Origin of the sequence: Vibrio genomosp. F10 str. ZF-129, from assembly GCF_000287055.2 — a bacterium.
GTDB lineage: Bacteria > Pseudomonadota > Gammaproteobacteria > Enterobacterales > Vibrionaceae > Vibrio.
On sequence record NZ_AJYQ02000010.1, the window covers coordinates 103,271 to 119,695 of the forward strand.

Here is a 16,425-nt window from a genome sequence, read left to right on the forward strand (position 1 = left end):
AAAACACACCATGCCCTGCTTGCACTTTAACCACATCGATTACTATTCAACCACAAAAAGAAGGTTAACTTAAATGCTCTAAACCCCATTTATACAGTGCATTTTTCTTTAAGTTATAGATTTCAGCCGTCATTGCCGCCGCTTTTTTAAGGGGTAAATCTTTCGTCAAAATGGTCAACGTTCTGGTGACTTCGTCTGGCATGGTTTCTTCGGCATTGTCTCTAAAGCCATGAATAAGCAGCACCATTTCACCACGGCGCTGATTTTCATCGCTGTTTACCCATTCAATTAATTCACCTAAAGGCAGCTTTTTAATGGTTTCAAAAGTTTTAGTGATCTCACGAGCCAGCACCACTTCTCGGTTTGGCCCCAAAATATCAAGCATATCGCTAAGAGAATCTAAGATTCGGTGAGGAGATTCGTAAAAGATACAGGTGCGCTCTGCTTTCGCGATTTCCAAAAATTTATCTTTGCGGCCTTTGCTTTTTGGCGGTAAGAAGCCTTCAAAGCTAAAGCGATCCGATGGAAGCCCTGACGCGCTGAGTGCGGTAATAACAGCACAAGCCCCCGGTAAAGGCACAACTCTTACACCTGCTTGACGACATTGATTCACAAGGTGGTATCCTGGATCACTAATTAAAGGCGTACCCGCATCAGACACTAATGCGATAGACTGCCCTTCACATAATCTATCAACTAATACTTGAGCTTTTTGCTGTTCATTGTGATCATGCAACGGGAAGGTCTTAGTTTTAATGTTGAAATGAGCGAGTAATCGACCCGTATGGCGAGTATCTTCAGCGGCAATTACATCGACGGTTGATAAAACATCGATGGCACGCTGGGTAATATCACCCAAATTGCCTATTGGAGTCGGAACAATATAGAGAGTTGGGATCTCTGCTGGCAATGTTTTGTTGTCTGTCATTTGTTTACCATCACTTCAACGATTAATATAGAGATAATTTTACACTTACAAGTATAAGAATGCATGGCTATGAAGAACCATAAGAGAATCAGTGTACCACGCTTGCTCACACCTGTTGCACTCGCAATCGTGTTGAGTGCGTGTTCATCTACACCTTCAGCACCGACCTATGTTGATATTTTGCAAGATCCTGCGCAATCGGCTGAGAGCTATTTAATGCAGGCAGACAGTGCACAAGGTTCGATTCAAAGAGACTGGTTAATCATGGCGTTTAAAGCCGCGATTGAAAGTAACGATATCGATCTGGCTAACCGTCTATCAAAGAGAATCGTTAAGCTTCCCCTGGATGAGCTGCAACAGTCGGAATGGCAACTGTCACGCGCTGAGCTACTTAACAGTGTTGGTGAATATCAACAGGCATTGTCACAACTCAACTTTCAAAAGCAATGGTCGTTACCAGACCAGCAATGGGTTGACTACTACCAACTCAGAGCAGACTTATACACCAATCAAGCAAGATTTTTTGAAGCCAGTAAAGAGCTTGTCTACCTCAGTGACTACCAAGATGAGATTGAACAGCAGCAAACAGCCAACTTAATCTGGACCAACCTTGAACGTTATCAATCGGATCAGATGGCGCTTTTAAGCGCTTCAGAAAGTGAAGAGATCATTGACGGTTGGGTTCAGCTGAGCGTTTATATGAAGACGCTCGCGAACAGCATCCCAATGCTTAAAAACAGTCTTGAGAAATGGTTTGAAGAGAACCCAACACACCCAGCCGTGATGTATACTCCACAAGCGATTCAAGACGTATTGGATTTAGAAATAACCAAACCAAAAAATACGGCCATCTTACTTCCTCTTTCGGGTAAGTTTTCAAAACAAGCTCAGTTAATCCGTGACGGCTTTATCATGGCGATGATGAATGACGAAAATCGTGATGGACAAGCGACCCTCACTATCGTCGACACCAATAAAACCGAACGAACTGAACTTGAAGCCATATTAGTTGAGAAGCGTATCGATTTTATTGTTGGGCCTTTAACAAAGGATAATGTAGAGCAACTGGAAGAAATTCAAACCAATCTAAGCCAGCACATTCCAACCTTAGCGCTCAATATTCCCGATAACTTGGAAATAGGAACAGGCACCTGCTACATCGCTCTTTCTCCGGAGCAAGAAGTCGCTCAAGCAGCAAAATACTTACACCAACAAGGTTATCAATACCCATTAGTTTTAGCGCCGCAAGGCAAGCTTGGTCAACGAGTGAGCGAAGCGTTTACTGCGGAATGGGAAAAGCTTAATGATAACAAGGTGGCTATTAACCTGTTTGGTGACAAGCGCCAGCTTCAACGTAACATTAACTCGGTGTTTGGATTGCAAGATAGCCAACAGCATATTGCTCAGATTGAGGGGCTACTGGCGATACCTTTAGAAAGCCAACCTCGCAGCCGTCGCGATATCGATGCGGTCTATATTGTCGCTAGCGGGCCTGAATTGACATTGATTAAGCCATTTATTGAAGTTGCGATTAATCCAGATACAAAGCCACCAAAATTGTTTTCCAACTCTCGTAGTAACAGTGGCAATAAGCAGTATGAAGATCTGACGGGTATCACCTACAGTGATATACCGCTGTTGCTTCAAAAAGACACGCCTTTAATGGCTCAAATGGAACAGCTATGGGAAAAAGATTCAAACTCTGAACGCCGCCTTCAAGCGCTTGGCATTGATGCTTATCATATGATGGATCAATTACCGCAAATGAAGATCATGCCAGATCATAGCTACCAAGGCCAAACAGGCCTTCTGCGTATCGATGAAAATTGCATTGTGCAAAGAGAAATTAGCTGGGCTGAGCATGGGGCTCTTTAGCCGCAGAGACAAAGGTCAACACTATGAGACTGTCGCTAAAAATCATCTAGAAGGTTGCGGTCTCATGGTTATTGAGAGAAACTTCACCGCTCGCTGCGGGGAAATCGATCTCATTATGAAAGACGGTACTACCATCGTTTTTGTTGAAGTTCGCTACCGTGAAAATAAACGCTACGGTCACGCAGCTGAAACCGTTTCTCCGAGCAAAGTCGCCAAATTACTCAAAACAGCCCATTATTGGCTTTTAAAAACAAATCGCTCTGTTGAGCAAACCGATCTCCGTTTTGATGTTATTGCTATTCACCAGCAAGGTAAGCAGATCGAATGGATTAAAAACGCAATCACCCAAGGATAACCGATGCTCGATAGCATTAAAGATAGCTTCACTGAAAGCATTCAAATTCAAATTGCCGCAGCCGAAGCACTTCCGGATGCAATTACTCATGCTGCACAAGCAATGGTTGCTAGCCTACTCAACGGCAACAAGATTCTTTGCTGTGGTAATGGTGGTTCCTCATCAAATGCTCAGCAATTCGTCTCTTGCCTTTTAAATCGCTTTGAAACTGAGCGTCCAAGCTTACCAGCCATGGCTCTAACGGCGGACAATACAACGCTCACCGCCGTCGCTAACGACTATCACTACCAAGAAATTTTCTCTAAGCAGGTCAGAGCATTTGGTCAAGCTGGTGATATTTTGTTGGCTATTTCCACAAGTGGTAATAGCAAGAATATCATTAAAGCGATGGAAGCTGCGGTAACTCGTGACATGACTATTATTGCTTTCACCGGTAAAGACGGCGGGGAAATGGCGGGATTACTCGGAGAGCATGACGTTGAAATTCGTATTCCGTCTCACAGAACTCCTCGAATTCACGAAGTTCATATGGTGACACTTCACTGTTTATGCGATCTTATCGATCAGGTATTGTTTCCAGCTCACGAAGAGTAATTATGACTATATTTCGCTATTTGGCTGTTGTTTTGACCTTAATCTCACTGTCTGGCTGTGCTGGGGTTTTCGTCGCAGGCGCAGCAACAACCGCAACCATTATTACAGACACACGAAGTACCAAAGAAATTTGGAATGACAACAATATTGAATTTGAGGTGGCGGGCCTTGGCAATAAAGCACCATTTCGTGGACAACTGCGTATCACTGCAAGCTCTCACAACGGGACTGTCGTATTAATGGGGCAAGCTAAAACCCAATCCGATCTCGATGCCTTCATAGCAGAAGCAAAACAGTTAAAAGGAGTCACAACCCTACATAATCAAGTTCGCATTAATGAGCCGTTATCAGTCACAGCAATAAGCAATGACAGTTGGATCACGACTAAAGTTAAATCGGCACTTTTGACTAACACAGAGTTAAATGGCATTAAAGTAAAGGTCATTACAGAAGACAAAGAAGTCTTTTTACTTGGTTATGTGTCTCCACAACATGCGGACATAGCAACAGAGGTTGCACGTAATATCTCTGGGGTAAAACAAGTGATCAGAGCGTTCCAAAATGTGGACTAATTTAGACGGTCTGTAGCAGGCAACAAAGAACACAAGACAATAAAAAAGCAGCTAATAAGCTGCTTTTTCTATTTTTATTTAATCACTCTCAAACTAGGGCGACCTTTAGGTTTAGGCGGCTCATCTGACGGGCTAGCCTCATCTTCAACATCTATAGATGCTTCAGTCGGAACCGAAGACAAACCACTGACACCCATAGAAGTAGTATTTTCTAAGTCCTCAGCAGCCATTGTTTCAGCAGCCTTGGTTTCAGAATCAAGATACGCCTCTTCTGGATCAAACATCGTTCCAGCGCCATTCTCTCTTGCGTAGATGGCTTGTACAGAATACAAAGGCGCTATCACAGAATGAGGACGGCCACTAAAGCGAGCACTGAAGGTAATCGCTTCGTTACCAAGTTCTAAGTTACCAACCGCTCTAGGAGCAATATTCAAGATGATTTGGCCATCTTGAATAAATTCTTCAGGTACTCGAACACCCGGCATAGTTGCATCAACCACTAGGTGAGGTGTTAAGTCATTATCCACTAACCATTCATAAAATGCGCGTAGCATATATGGTCGGCGTGGTGTCATTTTTTCAATATCCATCAATAACTATCGGCTTAAACGCATCTCACGCTCAGCTTCAGTCAAAGAAGCTAAGAAAGAATCACGTTCAAATACTCGACTCATATAGATTTTAAGCTCTTTTGAGCCAGGGCCGATCAAATCAATACCCAGTTGAGGTAAGCGCCATAATAATGGTGCTAGGTAACAATCGATCAGGCTAAATTCTTCGCTCATGAAGTACTCATACTCTGCAAATACAGGCGCCAGCGTTAGTAAATCATTGCGCAGTTTGTTACGAGCATTTTCAGCTTCTTCAGCGTTACCCTTAACCACTTTCTCAGCTAGGCTGTACCAGTTGCGCTCTATGCGATAGATCATCAGACGACTATTACCACGAGCAACAGGGTAAACAGGCATCAATGGTGGATGAGGAAAACGCTCATCAAGATATTCCATAATGATTTTCGAATCGTACAGCGCAAGCTCACGGTCAACCAATGTTGGTACCGACTTATAAGGATTTAGCTCAATGAGCTCGTTAGGCAAATTTGCTTCGTCAACAAGCTCAACTTCAACACTTACGCCTTTCTCAGCAAGGACGATACGAACCTGATGGCTATACATATCAGATGCACTTGAAAACAGAGTCATCACAGAACGTTTATTCGCAGCTACAGCCATGGAGCCCTCCAGCATACTTACAGATACAAAAAAATAATGGAGGCTTAGCCTCCATTAAACAAAATTAAAAATCAGCGTGGCATTATAGCACAATTAGTGCACATCACGCCAATACTCTTTCTTAAGCAACACGACGACAATAGTGAAGATCACTAAGAAAGCCATCACCCACCAACCTAGAGCATGACGCTCTAACTTAACCGGATCACCCGAGTATTCTAAGAAGTTCACAAGGTCGCGAACCGCTGAGTCGTATTCCTCAGTGTTTAACTCGCCAGAACCATCCGTCTTAACACCAACAACCGTCTTATGCTCTACACCATCAACGATTTTAGTCTCGTAAACAGGTTCAGGAATGCCTTGTAGTTCTTCTAAAACATGAGGCATACCAACACTAGGGAACACGATGTTGTTTACGCCAAATGGGCGACTTGAATCCGTGTAAAACGAGCGTAGGTAGGTGTATAACCAATCAGTACCACGAACACGAGCAACTAATGTCAAATCAGGCGGCGGGCCACCAAACCACTTCGCTGCAGAATCTTGAGGAATGGCGCTTACCATCAAGTCACCAATTTTCGCCTCAGGATCAAACATCAGGTTTTCCTTCATGAGGTCCAAAGGAATGCCGATGTCTTTCGCAACACGTTCATAACGCTGATACTGAGTCCCATGACAAGCAAAACAGTAGTTCATGAATAACTTAGCGCCATTTTGCAATGAAGCTTGATCAGATAAATCATTGTTCGCTTTGTCTAAATGTACATTCCCGCCAGCCGCTAATGCTAGAGATGGCAACAATGCAAATAAAATTACAATCCACTTCTTCATTTGAATTTCACCCTAGTTGGTAACGGTTTCGTCGCCTCATTTTTGCTGTAGAAGAATAGCAAAACAAAGAACATGAAATAACCTAAGCTAAAGATTTGTGCCATTAGTGTATATAATGCAGTCGCTGGAAGCGCACCCAATACACCTAGTGCAATGAAGCTGATAGTGAACTGAATAATATTCAGTAGATGAAGCTTACTACGGTAACGGTAAGAGCGCACTTTACAACGATCGAACCATGGTAGAAGGAACAGCACAACAATCGATGCGCCCATCGCGACCACCCCAAGAAGTTTATCTGGGACCGCACGTAAAATCGCATAGAATGGTGTGAAGTACCATACTGGAGCAATATGCTCTGGCGTTTTCAAAGGGTTAGCAGCTTCAAAGTTAGGTGGTTCAAGGAAGTAACCGCCCATCTCTGGATTAAAGAACAACACATAACAGAACAAGAACAAGAAGCCTGCGACACCAACTAGATCTTTAACCGTTCCATATGGATGGAAAGGAATAGAATCGATGACATCGTATTTTTTAGTGTAGTTCTCGTGGAACTTAAACTGCGTTTTGTAGTCATCGCCCATCGAGCCTTTTGGTAATTTAGTTTCGATACCATCAGGGTTGTTCGAGCCGACTTCATGCAAAGCAAGAACGTGCAATACGATCAATAGAAGTAGAACGATAGGCAGTGCAATAACATGGAGAGCAAAGAAACGGTTTAGTGTCGCACCAGAAATAACGTAATCACCACGAATCCAAAGCGTCAGATCATCGCCAATAACCGGTATCGCACCGAAGAGGGAAATGATTACCTGTGCACCCCAATAGGACATTTGCCCCCATGGCAGCAAGTAACCCATAAAGGCTTCAGCCATGAGCACTAGGAAGATCAACATACCAAATAGCCACAATAACTCACGAGGTTTTTGGTAAGAACCATAAATCAAGCCACGGAACATATGCAGATAGATAACAACAAAGAACGCTGACGCCCCTGTTGAGTGCATGTAACGTAATAGCCAGCCGTATTCCACATCGCGCATGATGTACTCAACGGAAGCAAACGCACCTTCACCAGAAGGAACGTAGTTCATGGTTAGCCAGATACCGGTTAGAATTTGGTTAACAAGCACTAACATCGCTAGTGAGCCAAATAAGTACCAAAAGTTGAACGACTTTGGCATCGGATATTCTGATAGATGCTTTTTATAAGAATCCATCACTGGTAGACGTTTTTCTACCCAATCTAGTAGCGCTTGCATTATGCCTCCCCTGTGTCGTCAACACCGATCATAATTTTGGTTTCACTCAAATACATATGCTGCGGTACAACTAGATTGAGTGGTGCAGGTACACCTTGGAATACTCGTCCTGCCATATCAAACTTAGAGCCGTGACAAGGACAGAAGAAACCAGATTTAACCCCTTGAACCTGTTCACTGAAGCTATCAGGTAGGTAAGTAGGCGAACACCCTAAGTGCGTACAAATACCGACGGCAACAAAATATTCAGGCTTAATTGAACGGTAAGCATTTTGTGCATAGGCTGGTTGCTGCTCTTCTCCAGACACTGGATCACGCAATTGATCATCCAGAGCTTTTAAGCCATCGACAACCGATTGAGCTCGGCGGACTACCCATACAGGTTTTCCACGCCACTCAACACGAACCATTTGCCCTTCTTCGAGTTTACCGATATCAACTTCGACAGGGGCACCAGCAGCTTTCGCTTTTTCACTTGGGTTCCAAGATTTAATAAAAGGAACGGCGACTGCAGCTGCCCCTAAACCACCTACAACCGCAGTTGTGGCAGTCAAGAAACGTCTACGACCGTTATTTAAAGGCGCATTGCTCATCCAAACATTCTCCCATTTGCTCCCTTTGGATAGTTGTTATTCCGCTTACAGAGCATGGCTAACAAATTAAAGTTTTAATTATATTTATTTGATGGCAAATGATAATTAAAACCCTACTTTTTGACAAGATAAAGCTACCTTTTTGTAACATTCAAAGGGCAAAGCCTATGCTGGGTCACAAAAGAAGCTGAATTAAAAAGAAAAGATCTTAAGAGATAATAATAAAGGGGATTTATAGATGTAAAAAAACAAAAAGCCCGGCATATAGCCAGGCTTTGAACCACAATTCCAGTCGTAAAACTGGAGCGTGAACTTTTCTGTAAAAGAAAAATTAACGCTTAGAGAATTGAGGTTTACGACGTGCTTTACGTAGACCAACTTTCTTACGTTCAACGCAACGAGCGTCACGAGTAACGTAACCAGCTGCACGTAGCGCAGGACGTAGAGACTCATCGTATTCCATTAGTGCGCGAGTGATACCGTGACGGATAGCACCTGCTTGACCAGAAATACCACCACCTTTAACAGTGATGTATAGGTCTAGTTTCTCAGTTAGTTCAACTAGCTCAAGAGGTTGCTTAACAACCATACGAGAAGTTGGACGACCGAAGTAAACATCAAGGCTACGCTTGTTGATTACGATCTCACCAGAACCTGGTTTGATGAAAACACGAGCTGCTGAGCTTTTGCGACGACCAGTGCCGTAGTATTGATTCTCTGCCATTTTCATAATCCCCTTAGATGTCTAGTACTGTTGGTTGTTGAGCAACATGGTTGTGCTCAGCACCAGCATAAACTTTTAGCTTACGGTACATCGCGCGGCCTAGAGGACCACGTGGTAACATACCTTTAACTGCTAGTTCAAGAACCATTTCTGGTTTCTTAGCAATTAGCTTTTCAAAAGTGATAGTTTTAAGACCACCTGGGAACTCTGAGTGACGGTAGTAAACCTTACCCTTAGCTTTGTTACCAGTTACAGCCACTTTCTCAGCGTTAACAACGATGATGTAATCACCAGTGTCTACGTGAGGAGTATATTCTGCTTTATGCTTGCCGCGTAGGCGAGAAGCGATTTCACTTGCTAGACGGCCAAGAGTTTTGCCTTCAGCGTCTACAACATACCAGTCGCGTTTTACAGTTTCTGGTTTAGCAACGAAAGTTTTCATGCTAATAATTACCTATTAAAAAAAATTACACTTAAGGAACAATAAGTTCCCACTGTCTAAGAGCACCATACATCACCCCTTCGAGTGTTGGAAACTCTCGGCATAGCCATAAAAATTTCTACAACTAGAGGCCAGCAGTAACGGTAGGTCGCAGGATTATAGAGAAGAGCGAAGAAAAAATCACCTCTTTTTGAACAAAATCACAATTTTTTTTAACCTACTGCCATAGACCGAATTTCAGATTAACTGAGATGCTCTTTGGCCAGATAATCATGACTTTGCATTTCAATTAGTCTTGACTGACAACGCTTGAATTCAAACTCCAGAAATTGCCCTTGATACAAGTTTTCTAAAGCGACTTCAGCTGAAATGATGAGTTTTACATTTCGCTCATAAAATTCATCGACTAATGCAATAAACCGCCGAGCAGCATCATCCAAATTTGCGCCCATCTGTTCAACATCCGCTAAAAGCACAGAGTGATAGATTTTAGACAGTTCAATATAATCATTTTGGCTACGAGCACTTTTACATAATTGGCCAAATGTCGCATGCAGTACACCATCACTTGCTTCTATCACATCCATCGCTCGGTTATTGATCTCTATCGACGTTTGAATAGGCTTATCTTCTCCTACCAATTGCTTGTAATAGCAATAGAGGTTTTCGTTGGCTGTTTTATCAAGTGGGTAATGATATATCTCGGCTTGCTTTAGTGTTCTTAACCGGTAGTCGATACCGCTATCAACATTCATAATGACACAATGCTTTTCTATCAGATGAATCGCAGGCATGAAACGTGCTCGTTGCAGTCCGTTCTTATACAGATCATGCGGCGGGATGTTCGACGTCGCGACTAGGATCACTCCTCGCTTAAACAAGGCTTGAAATAAAGTACCTAGAATCATGGCGTCGGTAATGTCTGAAACAAAGAACTCATCGAAACAGATAATATCGGTTTCTTGTTTAAATTTATCGGCCACAAGGTCTAACGGATCACTCACTTCCCCTAGCCCTTTAAGCTCGTCATGCACACGATACATGAAGCGGTGAAAGTGGACTCTCATTTTCCTTTCGCTGGGTAATGAATCAAAAAATGAATCCATCAGGTAGGTCTTACCTCGACCCACTCCCCCCCAGAAATACAAACCATCAGGAACAACAGGAGAGTCTATTTTTTTTCCCATCAGTTTTTGCCAACGGGTCAGTGAGACCTTAGGTGCATTGAGATATTCAATAATTTGGTGATGCAATTTATCTAATGCTTCAACCGCTAGAAACTGGGCTTCATCTCTTTGAAAACCATGTTCTTTTATATCTTTCTCATACTTTTGTCTTGGTGTCATAACAAGAACACTTCCTTCAAACACAGCCATTAAAATTATCGTATTTTTCTTTATTGGACCTTCCGCTCATAGTAACATGCCCCCTAGACATGTGTAACCAACTGGTAACAGACATGTTAATTCCTCAGTTAATAAGGAGCTATTATGCCTTGGATTTACGCTATTGTAGGTTTAGTCATTGGTATTGTAATAGGGGGGCTTTTTGGGCGCTTCACAACACCTGAATATAAAAAACAAAAAACAGTACAAAAAGACCTAGACGCAACAAAATTCGCTCTCGAACAACAAAAGCAAGAACTGACCGACTATTTTGCTCAAAGCGCCGAAATGCTGGATACATTAGGCAAAGACTATACGAAGCTTTATCAGCATATGGCAAAAACATCAGCAGAGCTTTTGCCACATCAACCAGAGCAAGATAACCCATTTGTTAAACAGATAACGATTCAGAACGAAAACAATACGACGCCAGATAAGATAGAAACAGACCAACCACCTAAAGATTATGCTAAGGGCTCGACTGGACTGTTTACCGATGCAGAAAAGGAGATCATTCACTCTAAAGAAGTGCTGACAGCGAAAGCCTCTTAACTTTGAGTCCCAATTCAATGGGAACTAAATTGATGTTTTTTAGTCATATCTCTGACTGGTCCCTACTTTTCAAGTTTTCTTCCACATATTGAAAAGTAGGTCTTAATCTAATTGGAGTAATCAGATGAAAAAGCCTTTGCTTACCTTAACCGCCTTATCAATCAGCTTAAGTTCAATCATCATTCCCTTGCCGGCAACGGCCGCCTTACCGCTATCCATTAACGAGCAGCCTCTGCCCAGCCTTGCTCCCATGCTAGAAGCTGTGACCCCTGCAGTCGTGAGCATTGCGGTAGAAGGGACTCAAGTTTCACGCCAGCAGCTACCTGAACAGTTTCGATTCTTTTTCGGCCCAGACTTCCCTACCGACCAAATACAAGAACGCCCATTTCGAGGCTTAGGCTCCGGTGTGGTTATCGATGCGAAACAAGGGCATATAGTGACTAATTACCACGTCATTAATGGGGCAGAAACCATTCGCGTCAAACTTAAAGATGGCCGAGAGTACGATGCTGAACTTGTCGGTGGCGATCAAATGTCAGACATTGCTTTACTTAAACTTGAAGAAGCAAAGAATCTGACTCAAATTCAACTTGCTGATTCAGACAAACTGCGAGTTGGCGATTTCGCGGTGGCGATCGGCAACCCGTTTGGTCTCGGACAAACCGTCACGTCAGGTATTGTGTCGGCACTAGGTCGAAGTGGGCTGAACCTGGAAAACTTCGAAAATTTCATTCAGACCGATGCTGCGATCAATAGCGGTAACTCGGGCGGTGCACTCGTTAATCTCAACGGTGAGTTGATTGGAATTAATACCGCCATATTGGGCCCCAATGGCGGCAATGTAGGTATCGGCTTTGCTATTCCGGCCAACATGATGAAAAACCTCACTGAGCAAATCCTTGATTTTGGTGAAGTCAAACGCGGCATGCTTGGTGTTCAAGGTGGAGAAGTCACTTCAGAGCTTGCAGAAGCATTAGGCTACGAATCAAGTAAAGGAGCTTTTGTTAATCAAGTCATACCTGACAGTGCGGCAGACGATGCTGGACTCAAAGCGGGTGACATTATCACCACGATTAATGGTAAGAAAATCGATACATTTAGTGAGTTACGTGCAAAAGTCGCGACATTGGGTGCAGGCAAACAGTTAACATTAGGCGTTGTGCGAGATGGAAAAACGCTCTCGTTTGAGGTCACTCTAGGAGAGCAAACCACCAGTAAAACACCCGCAGAAAAGCTCCACCCGGGACTAACTGGTGCTGAATTCACGAATACAACAGACAACGATACGATTCCAGGAATCAAGGTAACAAGTATTGAAGAGGGTTCCTCTGCGGCAGCCTACCAACTTCAGGTCGATGACATTATTATTGGTGTTAATAGAAAGCGAGTTAAAAACATTGCGGAGTTTCGTGCAGTTATCGATGAAAAACCGGGTATTCTCGCACTCAATATCCAACGAGGGGATCGAACCATCTATCTTGTGATTCGATAAACTCATCGATTAAATCGTGAGATGACCTTAATAAAAGGCGATACCATTTGAGTATCGCCTTTTTGTTATTTAGCATTCTGATGCTATGCTTCGACAGCAAGCATTAAAAACACCCATTATCACAAAGACTTCCACCCACTTTGAGGACAGTATGCTGAATTTCATGTTACGTTCGGTTGTATTAGGTTTGGCAACGGCACTCATTTTATTACTGGCAATACCTTCTTTACGTACTAATTTTCTGCCACAAGTACTTCCCTCGACAACAGATAATTTTTCAACACTTCAGCTTTCGTTCAATGACGCGGTGAGAAAAGCGGCACCAGCCGTCGTCAATATTTACAGTAGAAAGTACACCGAAGATAATCGCACTAAGCTTTCGACTCAGGGGCTAGGATCAGGTGTTATTGTCAGTGAGAAAGGCTATATCATAACGAACTATCACGTTATTGCTCAGGCCGATCAGATCATTGTGGCTCTTCAAGATGGACGAGTCGCTGCCGCTCAGTTGGTCGGCAAAGATCGCCGCACAGATATTGCCATTTTACAAATAGAAGGAACTAACCTTCCTATCATCCCTCAAAACACAAATTATGCAGCTAAAGTAGGTGATGTGGTTCTTGCCATAGGCAACCCATACAACCTTGGGCAAACCACCACGTTTGGTATCATCTCAGCCACGGGCCGCTCATCAATTAGTGCGGATGGTCGCCAAGCTTTTATCCAAACCGATGCCGCAATCAATCAGGGCAATTCTGGAGGGGCTCTTGTTAACAGCCAAGGTGAACTCGTTGGAATCAATACCGCTTCCTTCCAGCAAGCAACTGATCTTGAAACGTATGGGATCTCTTTTGCAATACCTTACCCATTAGCCCATAAGATTATGGATAAAATCATTGCTGATGGGCGAGTCATCCGTGGTTACATTGGTATCGATGGGCAAGACATCAACTCGGTAACATCGCGATTACTGGGGAGTGAGCACCTAGGTGGTATTGTTGTACTTGGATTGGATCCTGATGGACCAGGGGCAAAAGCTGGCTTCGAAGCCCAAGATATTATATTGAAAATCGATGGGCATAAAATCAACGGCAGACAAAGCGTTATGGATATCGTGACAGATTTACGACCAGGCACAACGATTGACATTATGCTACTACGCAAAGGTGAAGAGATAACGTTACCCGTTACCGTTGCTGAAGATAATCGTGAGTAATCTAAGTTAAGCAGTGATGTGAAGCGAAATAAGGCGTTCTAACCGCAAAAAAGCCCCTATATAAAATACAGGGGCTTTTTTGCGGTTAGAGAATACCGCTTTGATTAAGCCTCTGGCTCAGTATCGGCTTCCAGCTCTATTCGTGTCACTCTCTGCAGGCCTCTTGGCAATAGACTGCCTCGACGACCACGCTCACCTCTAAAGTTATCGAGATCAGCCGACTTAAGACCCAACTTTCTCTTCCCTGCATAAATGGTTAAAGAAGCACCCTGAGGTAATGCCATTAGGTGAGAAACAAACTCTTCACGCTCTTTGGCTTTTGCAGCAGGAATATTAATGATCTTATTCCCTTTCCCTTTACCCAGTTGAGGAAGATCTTTGATCGGGAAAAGCAACATACGGCCTTGGTTCGTTATCGCAAGAATCTCATCAGAGTCTAGGTTGCCAACGGTATGCGGTGGTAATACTTCCGAGTTTTGAGGAAGGTTGACCAAGGCTTTGCCACTCTTGTTTTTTGACAATAAATCACTGCCTTTACAAACAAAGCCATAACCGGCATCGGACCCCACTAACCACAGCTGATCATCCTCACCCATAATCACTTGGCGCATCGAGCTGCCCACACTGATATTCAAGCGACCAGTAATCGGTTCTCCTTGACTACGAGCCGAAGGTAGAGAGTGCGACTCCAGTGAATAGCTTCTACCGTCACTCGCAAAGAACACCGCTTGCTGATTACTCTTTCCTCGGGCGTGAGCTAAGTAATTATCACCTGATTTATAGTTGAGTGTTTCAGCATCCACCTCATGCCCTTTCGCATGACGAATCCAGCCTTTTTCTGAAAGCACAACCGTAATCGGCTCACTTGGAACAAGGTCTCGTTCAGTAAGCGCTTTAGCTTCCGCACGCTCAATCAGTGGAGAGCGACGATCATCGCCAAACTTATCCGCATCAGCCTGAATTTCTTTTTTAATCAGTGTACTAAGACGACGCTCAGAACCCAGTAGCTTTTCTAATTTGTCACGCTCTTTAGCGAGTTCATCTTGCTCACCACGGATCTTAAACTCTTCTAATTTCGCTAAATTACGCAGTTTAATATCTAAAATGGCATCCGCTTGCGTCTCTGTAATGTTGAAGCGGCTCATGAGTACAGGGCGAGGTTCGTCCTCTGTACGAATGATTTCAATCACTTCATCAATATTAAGATATGCGACCAACAAACCTTCTAAGATGTGCAATCGAGCAAGGACTTTGTCTAAGCGATATTGCAAACGTCTGCGCACCGTTGTGCGACGGAATTCGATCCACTCATTCAGGATCTGAACCAATCCTTTGACTTGAGGACGCTCATCCAGGCCAATCATATTGAGGTTAACGCGGAAGTTTTTCTCAAGATCCGTAGAGGCAAATAGGTGGTTCATTAACTGATCGCAGTCGATACGGTTAGAGCGAGGAACGATCACAATGCGAGTCGGGTTTTCATGATCCGATTCATCACGAAGATCATCGACCATAGGGAGCTTTTTCGCACGCATTTGCGCCGCAATCTGCTCTAGAAGCTTCGCACCTGAAACTTGGTGAGGTAACGCAGTGATGACAATATCATTGCCCTCTTTGTGCCATACCGCACGCATTTTAATGCTGCCTCGACCGGTACGATAAATTTTTTCTATATCGCTTCGCGGTGAAATAATTTCAGCTTCTGTCGGGTAGTCTGGGCCTTGAATAAAGCCCATCACATCGTTGAGTTCGGCTTTCGGGTTATCCAGTAAGTGGATCGCAGCACTCGCCACTTCACGCACATTGTGAGGTGGAATATCGGTTGCCATACCCACCGCAATACCGGTAATACCATTAAGTAAAATATGCGGCAGACGAGCAGGCAGCATTTGTGGCTCTTTCATCGTGCCATCAAAGTTTGGTTGCCACTCCACCGTGCCTTGCCCTAATTCACCCAGCAATACCTCGGCAAACTTAGACAGTTTGGCTTCGGTATAACGCATGGCTGCGAACGATTTAGGATCATCGGGCGCACCCCAGTTACCTTGGCCATCAACCAATGGGTAGCGGTATGAGAACGGCTGAGCCATTAATACCATGGCTTCATAACACGCCGAGTCACCATGAGGGTGGTACTTACCAAGTACATCACCAACCGTACGCGCCGATTTTTTATATTTTGATGACGCCGATAAGCCAAGCTCTGACATCGCGTAAATAATACGTCGCTGAACAGGCTTCAAACCGTCACCAATGTAAGGTAACGCTCGGTCCATAATGACGTACATTGAATAGTTCAGATAAGCGTCTTCGGTGAACTTGCGCATTGGCAACTGTTCTACGCCATCATAAGTAATTTCTGTGGACATTAA

At 43.7% G+C, this 16,425-nt stretch carries 17 protein-coding genes; 7 read left to right on the top strand and 10 right to left on the bottom strand.

Going from position 1 to position 16,425, the window contains the following annotated elements; translation table 11 throughout:
- Positions 1-64: 64 nt before the first annotated feature.
- On the bottom strand, positions 65-928 hold the full coding sequence (rsmI, locus tag A1QO_RS01735) for a 16S rRNA (cytidine(1402)-2'-O)-methyltransferase (protein WP_017041432.1): 864 nt from the start codon (positions 926-928) through the stop codon (positions 65-67).
- Positions 929-997: 69 nt separating this feature from the next.
- Between rsmI and A1QO_RS01740 the strand changes: the two genes are divergently transcribed.
- From A1QO_RS01740 to A1QO_RS01755, 4 genes are read left to right on the top strand one after another with little or no spacing between them, the layout of a single operon-like run.
- Positions 998-2,803 (top strand): penicillin-binding protein activator, encoded by a 1,806-nt coding sequence (locus A1QO_RS01740; RefSeq protein ID WP_017041433.1) that lies wholly within the window; start codon positions 998-1,000, stop codon positions 2,801-2,803.
- Complete coding sequence (locus A1QO_RS01745) at positions 2,790-3,158, top strand: YraN family protein (RefSeq protein ID WP_017035525.1); 369 nt, start codon at positions 2,790-2,792, stop codon at positions 3,156-3,158. The genes A1QO_RS01740 and A1QO_RS01745 overlap by 14 nt, the downstream gene beginning before the upstream one ends.
- A 3-nt stretch (positions 3,159-3,161) precedes the next feature.
- A complete protein-coding gene (locus A1QO_RS01750) occupies positions 3,162-3,752 on the top strand; it encodes a phosphoheptose isomerase (RefSeq protein WP_017035526.1) in 591 nt (196 codons plus the stop codon).
- Positions 3,753-3,754: 2 nt separating this feature from the next.
- The gene (locus A1QO_RS01755) at positions 3,755-4,324 is read left to right on the top strand and encodes a BON domain-containing protein (protein WP_017035527.1); all 570 of its coding nucleotides are present in this window, start codon (positions 3,755-3,757) and stop codon (positions 4,322-4,324) included.
- Between the two features lie 74 nt (positions 4,325-4,398).
- On the opposite strand, the gene sspB is transcribed toward A1QO_RS01755, so the two are convergent.
- The 8 genes from sspB to zapE form a co-directional block, all read right to left on the bottom strand.
- On the bottom strand, positions 4,399-4,914 hold the full coding sequence (sspB, locus tag A1QO_RS01760; RefSeq protein ID WP_017040289.1) for a ClpXP protease specificity-enhancing factor: 516 nt from the start codon (positions 4,912-4,914) through the stop codon (positions 4,399-4,401).
- Between the two features lie 6 nt (positions 4,915-4,920).
- A complete protein-coding gene (gene sspA / locus A1QO_RS01765) occupies positions 4,921-5,556 on the bottom strand; it encodes a stringent starvation protein SspA (protein WP_017035529.1) in 636 nt (211 codons plus the stop codon).
- 93 nt (positions 5,557-5,649) lie between these two features.
- Positions 5,650-6,387 carry a cytochrome c1 gene (locus A1QO_RS01770; RefSeq protein WP_017040290.1) on the bottom strand — a complete coding sequence of 246 codons (738 nt, stop codon included), beginning with the start codon at positions 6,385-6,387 and terminating at the stop codon, positions 5,650-5,652.
- The gene (locus A1QO_RS01775) at positions 6,384-7,649 is read right to left on the bottom strand and encodes a cytochrome b (RefSeq protein ID WP_017035531.1); all 1,266 of its coding nucleotides are present in this window, start codon (positions 7,647-7,649) and stop codon (positions 6,384-6,386) included. The genes A1QO_RS01770 and A1QO_RS01775 overlap by 4 nt, the downstream gene beginning before the upstream one ends.
- Positions 7,649-8,242, bottom strand: coding sequence for a ubiquinol-cytochrome c reductase iron-sulfur subunit (gene petA, locus A1QO_RS01780; RefSeq protein WP_017035532.1), 594 nt, complete (start codon positions 8,240-8,242; stop codon positions 7,649-7,651). The genes A1QO_RS01775 and petA overlap by 1 nt, the downstream gene beginning before the upstream one ends.
- Before the next feature lie 331 nt (positions 8,243-8,573).
- Positions 8,574-8,966: a 30S ribosomal protein S9 gene (rpsI, locus tag A1QO_RS01785; protein WP_017035533.1), complete on the bottom strand. Its 393-nt coding sequence runs from the start codon at positions 8,964-8,966 to the stop codon at positions 8,574-8,576.
- Between the two features lie 13 nt (positions 8,967-8,979).
- On the bottom strand, positions 8,980-9,408 hold the full coding sequence (gene rplM, locus A1QO_RS01790) for a 50S ribosomal protein L13 (protein ID WP_017035534.1): 429 nt from the start codon (positions 9,406-9,408) through the stop codon (positions 8,980-8,982).
- 242 nt (positions 9,409-9,650) lie between these two features.
- Positions 9,651-10,754: a cell division protein ZapE gene (gene zapE / locus A1QO_RS01795; RefSeq protein ID WP_026026954.1), complete on the bottom strand. Its 1,104-nt coding sequence runs from the start codon at positions 10,752-10,754 to the stop codon at positions 9,651-9,653.
- A gap of 144 nt (positions 10,755-10,898) precedes the next feature.
- Here zapE and zapG point away from each other — a divergent pair, with 144 nt between their 5' ends.
- The 3 genes from zapG to degS all read left to right on the top strand — a co-directional run bounded on the left by zapG (position 10,899) and on the right by degS (position 14,053).
- A complete protein-coding gene (gene zapG / locus A1QO_RS01800) occupies positions 10,899-11,345 on the top strand; it encodes a Z-ring associated protein ZapG (RefSeq protein WP_017040293.1) in 447 nt (148 codons plus the stop codon).
- A gap of 124 nt (positions 11,346-11,469) precedes the next feature.
- Positions 11,470-12,837, top strand: a complete 1,368-nt coding sequence (locus A1QO_RS01805; RefSeq protein ID WP_017041434.1) for a DegQ family serine endoprotease — start codon at positions 11,470-11,472, stop codon at positions 12,835-12,837.
- 151 nt (positions 12,838-12,988) lie between these two features.
- Complete coding sequence (gene degS, locus A1QO_RS01810; RefSeq protein WP_017035538.1) at positions 12,989-14,053, top strand: outer membrane-stress sensor serine endopeptidase DegS; 1,065 nt, start codon at positions 12,989-12,991, stop codon at positions 14,051-14,053.
- A gap of 104 nt (positions 14,054-14,157) precedes the next feature.
- Here the strand turns inward: degS and parC are convergent, their stop codons facing one another.
- The gene (parC, locus tag A1QO_RS01815; protein ID WP_017035539.1) at positions 14,158-16,422 is read right to left on the bottom strand and encodes a DNA topoisomerase IV subunit A; all 2,265 of its coding nucleotides are present in this window, start codon (positions 16,420-16,422) and stop codon (positions 14,158-14,160) included.
- Between the last annotated feature and the right edge of the window lie 3 nt (positions 16,423-16,425).